5 protein-coding genes and 1 pseudogene are annotated in these 6,758 nt (G+C 66.5%); 4 read left to right on the forward strand and 2 right to left on the reverse strand.

Annotation, left to right across the window (positions count from 1 at the left end; translation table 11 throughout):
* Positions 1 to 68: 68 nt before the first annotated feature.
* Together ABZU76_RS13220 and ABZU76_RS13225 are read left to right on the forward strand one after the other, a co-directional pair.
* Positions 69 to 1,583, forward strand: coding sequence for a GMC oxidoreductase (locus ABZU76_RS13220; protein WP_354868395.1), 1,515 nt, complete (start codon positions 69 to 71; stop codon positions 1,581 to 1,583).
* A gap of 44 nt (positions 1,584 to 1,627) precedes the next feature.
* The gene (locus tag ABZU76_RS13225; protein ID WP_354868397.1) at positions 1,628 to 2,647 is read left to right on the forward strand and encodes an MsnO8 family LLM class oxidoreductase; all 1,020 of its coding nucleotides are present in this window, start codon (positions 1,628 to 1,630) and stop codon (positions 2,645 to 2,647) included.
* Between the two features lie 273 nt (positions 2,648 to 2,920).
* Here ABZU76_RS13225 and ABZU76_RS13230 read toward each other — a convergent pair whose 3' ends face one another.
* Positions 2,921 to 3,493 carry an iron-containing alcohol dehydrogenase gene (locus ABZU76_RS13230; RefSeq protein ID WP_354868435.1) on the reverse strand — a complete coding sequence of 191 codons (573 nt, stop codon included), beginning with the start codon at positions 3,491 to 3,493 and terminating at the stop codon, positions 2,921 to 2,923.
* Here ABZU76_RS13230 and ABZU76_RS13235 point away from each other — a divergent pair.
* A pseudogene (locus tag ABZU76_RS13235) lies at positions 3,457 to 3,534 on the forward strand (hypothetical protein); the annotation flags it as partial. The gene ABZU76_RS13230 and the pseudogene ABZU76_RS13235 sit on opposite strands and share 37 nt — an antisense overlap.
* A 112-nt stretch (positions 3,535 to 3,646) precedes the next feature.
* Here ABZU76_RS13235 and ABZU76_RS13240 read toward each other — a convergent pair.
* On the reverse strand, positions 3,647 to 5,668 hold the full coding sequence (locus ABZU76_RS13240) for an ABC transporter ATP-binding protein (protein WP_354868399.1): 2,022 nt from the start codon (positions 5,666 to 5,668) through the stop codon (positions 3,647 to 3,649).
* A gap of 661 nt (positions 5,669 to 6,329) precedes the next feature.
* On the opposite strand from ABZU76_RS13240, the gene ABZU76_RS13245 reads away from it, so the two are divergent.
* Positions 6,330 to 6,758, forward strand: a 429-nt coding sequence (locus tag ABZU76_RS13245) for a hypothetical protein (protein WP_354868401.1), incomplete at its 3' end; no start/stop codon positions are given.

Here is a 6,758-nt window from a genome sequence, read left to right on the forward strand (position 1 = left end):
GCACCCCATGTCCGCAGCAGGCTTGCATTTTTCCTGCTCCGACCAAGCCGGAAAAGGGAACCATCATCGTGACGGATTACGACTACATCGTTGTGGGCGCGGGAACGGCCGGCTCCGTGCTGGCCGCGCGCCTGTCGGAGGACCCGAACGTGCGCGTGCTTCTGGTGGAAGCAGGTTCCCGGCACGCGCCCGACCTCTCGGCCGTCCCTCCCGCGTGGCCCATGCTTTTCGGCACTGACGCGGACTGGGCGGACACGACCGAACGGCAGGATGCGAACGGAATTTCGCTGCCGTTTCCGCACGGACGGGTGCTGGGCGGTTCCTCGTCGATCAACGCGATGTTCTTCGTGCGTGGCCACCACACGAGCTACGACGACTGGGCGCGAACCGGCGCGAGCGGCTGGGGTTTCCGGGATCTCCTCCCGTACTTCCGGCGCAGCGAAAACGTGCCGGGCCGGGACCCCTCTCTGCGCGGAACCGACGGTCCTCTGACTCCGGGGCCGGCCGAACCCCTCCACCCGATCATGGAGGCCGGCCTGGCGGCCGCGGCCGAAGTGGGACACCCACTGGCCGCCGACGTCAGCGGTGGCGAGGAAGAAGGGTTTGGCCGCGCCGACCTCAACATCGTCAACGGGAGGCGGCAGAGCGCCGCGGACGCCTACCTGCTGCCCGCACTGGACCGGCCGAACCTGACCATCCTCACCGACACCCTTGTGCACCGGGTGATCGTCCGAGACGGCCGCGCGATGGGCGTCGAGTACCGCGCCGGGAACGACGTGGTCATCGCGTCGAGTGCGGAGGAGGTCGTCCTGAGCTCCGGCACGATCGGGTCCGCGCAGCTCCTGCTGCTCTCGGGGATCGGACCCAAGTCCCACCTGACCGAGATGGGCATCGAACCGGTGCGCGAGCTTCCCGGTGTCGGGCTGAACCTGCACGACCATTCTCTGTCGCAGGTCACCTACCGGCCGACGCAGCCGTTGCCCCCGATGGAACACAACCACAGCGGGGTGATCGGCCTCCTCCGCAGCAGGTCCGGGCTCGACGGGCCCGACCTGCAGTTCCTGTTCTCCGACATTCCCCTCTACGGGCCTGCCTTGCCCGGCCCGGACGGGCTGTACTCGGTCGTGTGCTCGGCGATGCTCCCGCGCAGCCGTGGAACGCTGCGACTGCGGTCCGGCGACCCGGCGGACCGGCCCCGGATCGATCCGCGGTACTACACGGACGACCACGACGTCGACGTCATGGTCGCCGGATTGCGTCTGGCGCGGGAAATGGGACGCGCGAACGCTTTCAAGGACTGGCGCGGCGAAGAAGTGTTCCCTGGCCCGGACGTGAACAGCGACGAGGAAATCCGCAACTACATCCGGCGTAGCTTGCTGACCTACTTCCACCCGGTCGGTACCTGCCGCATCGGAGACGACGACACCGCGGTCGTGGACACGCAACTGCGCGTACACGGGATCGAAGGTCTTCGCGTGGCCGATGCTTCGGTCATGCCCTCGGTTCCGTCGGCCAACACCAACGCCACGGTCTACGCCATCGCGGAACGTGCGGCGGATCTGCTGCGGGAGAATCGCTCCTGACAAGATCACGGTGCGGAGTAACCGCGTCGAGCTGAAAGGTCAGTATGAGCGAACGCGTTGATGCACTCGAACGGACGACACCGATGGGCGAGCGGACTTCCCTGCCTCCGCTGTCACTGCTCGAACTGGCGCTCGTCGAAGAGGGTGCCACGACAGCCGAGGCACTGGCGGCTACCGTCGCGTCGGCACGGCGCGCGGAGGAGCTTGGTTTCCGACGGGTCTGGGTCGCGGAGCACCACGGTTACCGTTCGGTGGGAAGCGTCGCACCAGCTGTACTGACAGCTCGACTGGCGGCCGAGACGATGCGAGTCCGGGTCGGCTCCGGTGGAGTACTGCTGACGAATCACTCCGCACTTGCGGTGGCCGAACAGTTCACCACCCTGGCCGCGCTGTATCCGGACCGCATCGATCTCGGCATCGGCCGGGGACCCGGCACGACCGATCCCCGGGTGGTTGGCGCGCTGCGGCGATCCGGCGAGTCCTACCGCGACCAGTTGACCGAACTGCTGGCGTACCTGGCCGGCACGAGCGCCCTCCGCGTGGTACCCGGTCTGACCGCGGTCCCGGCGCCGTGGTTGCTGGCATCGAGCGCGGAGGGCGCGGCGCTGGCCGGGGAGCTGGGCTTGCCACTCGCTTTCGCTTATCACATTCGCCCGGACAACGCGCTCGAGGCGGTCACCCGCTACCGGGAGGCCTTCCGGCCGTCGCAGTGGTGCGCCGACCCGTACGTCCTGGCGAGTGTCGAGACGTGCTGTGCACCCAGCGATGCCGAAGCCACAGAGCTCGGGCTTCCGGCCCGGCACACGATGGCGTTGGCGCTGCAAGGCCAAGGGCCCGATGCGAGATTGCTGAGTCCGGCTCAGGCGTCCGAAGAGGTTTTGCCGGCCGCTCTCGGTGAACGGCTTGACGGGATGCGCGCCGCGCAGGCTCACGGATCGCCGGAGACCGTGCGCCGCCGGCTGCGAGCGGTCGCGGAACTCACCGGCGCGGACGAACTGATGTTGTCCACACCGATCTACGACCCGGTATTGCGCGCGAGGTCCCTCGAACTCGTCTGCTCGTAGTCCCGGATCTGCAACAGACCCGTCCCCATCTTGCGGTGTCCCGCACCAAGGAGAACGGCATGTCTTTCAACGATTCTCGTTCGGTTCAGTCATCTGTGCATGCGGTGCGACGGCTGGCCGTGCCCGTCAACGCGGCGTTCGCCGAGTTCGTCCAGCGCTACGAAGCCGCAGTGCCGGCGTTGGACCTGCCCACGTTCGGGCGGTTGCAGGATGACAACGCCGGCTGGGAGACGGTCGTCGAAGCCACCGCTGCGCAGGCACCGAACGGCTTCCTCAGGTACTGGCAAACGGACGTCTATTCGTTGATGCGGCTCGCCGGGCCCTCGCGGCCGTGCATCGAATATCTGATGGGCAACCGTGGAGCAGGTTCCCTCGGGCTTCGAGGCCATCGGGGTCGGCGAGGACCGCGGCCAGCGCCCGGTTCCCTTCTTCGGCGGCCGGCGACGAGATCGGGTTGCGCCGTGGCGCCGCGAAGGACTCGACGCCGTGCGCCATCGCGTTGAGCCCGCTCGCGGCGGACAGGTCCACGGGCAGCGTGCAAGTGAGCCCCCGGTCGTAGATGACCGTCCGCGGCAGCACCCGCGGATCGGTCCCTGTCGTTTTGCGGGCCGCGTCGGTGAGCCCCCACACCGGAGTGACTTCCGAGCCCACGTAGATCGTCGGGACCGCGATCGGCGGGCCGGTGCTCAGCGCGACGGCCTTCGCCGTGCCGGTCGTCGAGCCGCCGTCGACGCTCAGCAGCGAATCCGCGCAGGCCGAGCGCGCCAGCTCGCGGGCCTCATCCGCGACCGGAACCGGAATACCGGCTTTCCTGGCACCTGGCGCTGGCCGCTCGACTGCGGGCAGTCGCCGAGCGGCACGGCGCGACACCCGGCGCGGTTGCGGTGGCCTGGACGCTGCGCAACCCGGCCGTCAGCGGGGCACCGGTTTCGGTGAGCACTGGTACTCACCGCCGGCGCGGAAGCAACCCCTGCCTGGAGATCGATGCATTCTTCCCCGTCACTGCGAAATGGCGGAACGGTGGCCGTCCTCTGGGTCGAAAAGCTGGCCCTGTATCCGCCAGCGGACGGGTTCCATCCCCGGACGCCGCTCGCCTTCGCGTCGCGCGGCTGTCACGGAACCGTCGATAGTGGAATGGCCAGTCGTCTGGGGACCATCAGTCGCCGGCTTTGTCTGCGAGCCCACCAGCGCCCATGGCGACGTGGGTGGGGTTTTCGCTTCAGCCCGGTGCTGCGCGTACAGCTTGGCGTACGCTCCGCCAAGGTCCAGCAGGTCTTGGTGCCGACCGGACTCGATCAGCCGGCCGTGGTCCAACATCAGGATGTGATCCGAAGCCGGAGCCAGGGACAGATCATGGCTGATCAGGATCGTCGTCTTGCCGCTGGCCAGCCGGCGCAGTGGTTCGATCACGCGCTGGACGGCACGCGCGTCCAGCCCGGCGGTGGGCTCGTCCAGGACCAGGATCGGGGTGTCGCGGACGATGGCCCTGGCGATCGCCAGCCGTTGCCGCTGCCCACCGGAGAGCCGCTGGCCGGCGCTGTCCAGCACGGTCTGATATCCCTCCGGCAGGGCGGAGATGAACTCGTGGGCGTCCGCCGCGACCGCCGCGGCCACGATCTGGGAATCCGTGGCCGAGGGCCGTCCGTAGGCGATGTTCTCACGCACGGTGCCATGGAAGACCTGGGTCTGCTGCAGCACCAGGGTCACCTGCTCGCGCAGCGATTCGGTGGTGATACCACGCAGGTCGAAGCCGTCGAGCCGAATACTGCCTGAAGACGGGTCGGCGAAGCGCAGCAGCAATTTTGTGATGGTCGACTTGCCGGCGCCGCTGGCCCCGGTGATCACCACCAACTGGCCACGGCGGACCGTGAACGACAGCTCAGTCAGCGCGGGCCGGTCGGCCTCAGGATAGCGGTAGCTGACCCGGTCCACGCTGATCTCGCCACGGGAGTGGGTCAGCACGTGGGCACCCGCGTGGTCGACGACCGTCGGTCTTGTGTGCAGCAATTCCGAGATGCGGTCGGAGCTCGCCGTGGCCGCGTTCACCATGATCGTCAGAGAGCCGAGCTGGCGCAGGGGAGGATAGAGATAGCCGAGGTATGCGGTGAACGCCAGCACGCCCCCCGGGGTCAGGTGATGCTGGCTGATCTCCCAGATCCCTGCGCCGACCACCAGCAGCAACGCCGTGACCTCGGTGATGTCCACCAACGGTGCGTACGCTCCGGACACCCGTGCCTCGCGGATCTTGGTTCGCATCCACGACGCGCCATGTGCGTGCAGCCGCTGTTGTTCGGTCTGCTGTTGGTTGTAGGCCTGCACTAAGGGCAGGTTCGTGAGGCTTTCCTGGACCGCAGTGGTGATCATGCCGTTGTAGTCGCGCTCGTCGCGGGAGACTGTCTTGATTCTCTTCGAAAACGACCGTGCCGCCAGTCCGAATAGCGGGGCGAGAATAAATGACGCGAGTGCCAAGTGCCAGGATACGATCAGTGCGGCGCCGGCGTAGAAAATCGCGGTCACGATCGCGCTGACGGTTTCGACCGTCCCGGACGCGGTCAACTGTTCGACCATTTCGATGTCACTGGTCACCCGTGCCACCAGGTCACCGGTGTCATGCCGGGCGAAGAAGTCGGGGGAAAGCTGTTGCAGGTGTGCGTATACGGCGTCGCGCAGGCGAAGCAGGAACCGCTCTGACACCCAGGAGGTCAGGAGGCCGCCTCCGAACGAGGCGAAGCCTCCGACTGCGGCCATGCCGACCCAGATCGCGGCGGGCTGCCAGAACCCGCGGAGGTCGCCCGTGGTCAAGGCATCGTCGATGATCACACCGAAGGTCCAGATCGACACGGTCTCCGCGACGGCACTGATCACCAGCAATAGAATGGCCAGCAGCAGCAGACGGCGTTCGGCGCGGACATAGGGCCAGAATCGCCGGAATGCCTGACGTACCGACGCCGGCTTCGCGGGGCTGTCCGCGTCGCTCGTGTAGGTGCCGCTGTCGCTCGCCGCGGGAATAATGGCGGTCACGCGCACCTCGTTTCGAGTCGTTCCATGGACTGCGGGTTGGCCGGCCGGGTTGGGGAAAGAGTGAGGGCCGGCGCTTTCGACGCGCCGGCCCTCCCCCTCTTTCGTGGTCAGGACTTGCTTGTCCTGACCATCAGAACAGGATCAGCGACCGTAGCGACGGTTGCGGTTGGACCGCTGGGAGTGGTCGTGGTCGTTGCGCCGCGAGTCGCAACGGTCGCGGTGAACCGGCTTGAAAGAACCCATCGTGATCTCCTCATCAATACAGTTTGAATCTGTTCTGTCGGCGCGCCCCGACATCAACGACGGTACCCCTGAAATCGACTTGCAGACTTGGCGAGAGAAGTGTCGTCGAACACGTCGCATAGGCCGTGAGAACTGCGTGAGGAAAGGCGATTTTCCGACCATGGACCATATCTTCGCAGAGTGCGCAAACGTGACGCCAGCCGATGAAAGCCACACACTGCGCGACCCATAGATCAACTCCTGCGCCCGCGTCGGATTGGAGCCAAACTGCAGAGCTTGACATCTTCATGGGGTCGGCTTGGCTCGCGCATCCCTGACACATGGGAAATAGGAAGCGCAGCAACCAACGTTGCTCGAATCGCTGTGTGGCTTGAGTTTTGACGTCTGAACTGGGTGATCAGGAACTTGATGATCACGGATGATCATGCTTCCTGCGGCAGAAAGACGATCACATCTAGGGCTTCAGTTGATCAGCGTGCACGATGCCGGCGTTGCGACATCCGGAGCCTCACCCGCTGGTGCTTTCGGCGCTCAGTCCGAGGCCGAAGCGGGCGTCGGCGGTGCTGATGTCGCTGATCCGGCCGTGGCTGTCGGCCAGTGCGCCGTCGGGGTTCCCACGTTGAGCGGCGTCGGTTTGGCCGTGTACGGCGATCGTCCGAACGTTACTGCGTGCCTGCCGGCGCATTCGACGGTCGGTTTCCTCCCTCGTCCCACGAGGAAGTCACCCAGCGCGACGGGCGGTGCACTCACTGGTATTCGCGAAGCCTGGTGGGACTCAATCGCCGCACATCCAGCCGTATTTGCCGAGTCGTGGCCGGAGTACGCGGTCGACGCTCCACATGGCGTT

The organism is Amycolatopsis sp. NPDC005232 (assembly GCF_040607795.1).
Classification (GTDB): Bacteria; Actinomycetota; Actinomycetes; order Mycobacteriales; family Pseudonocardiaceae; genus Amycolatopsis.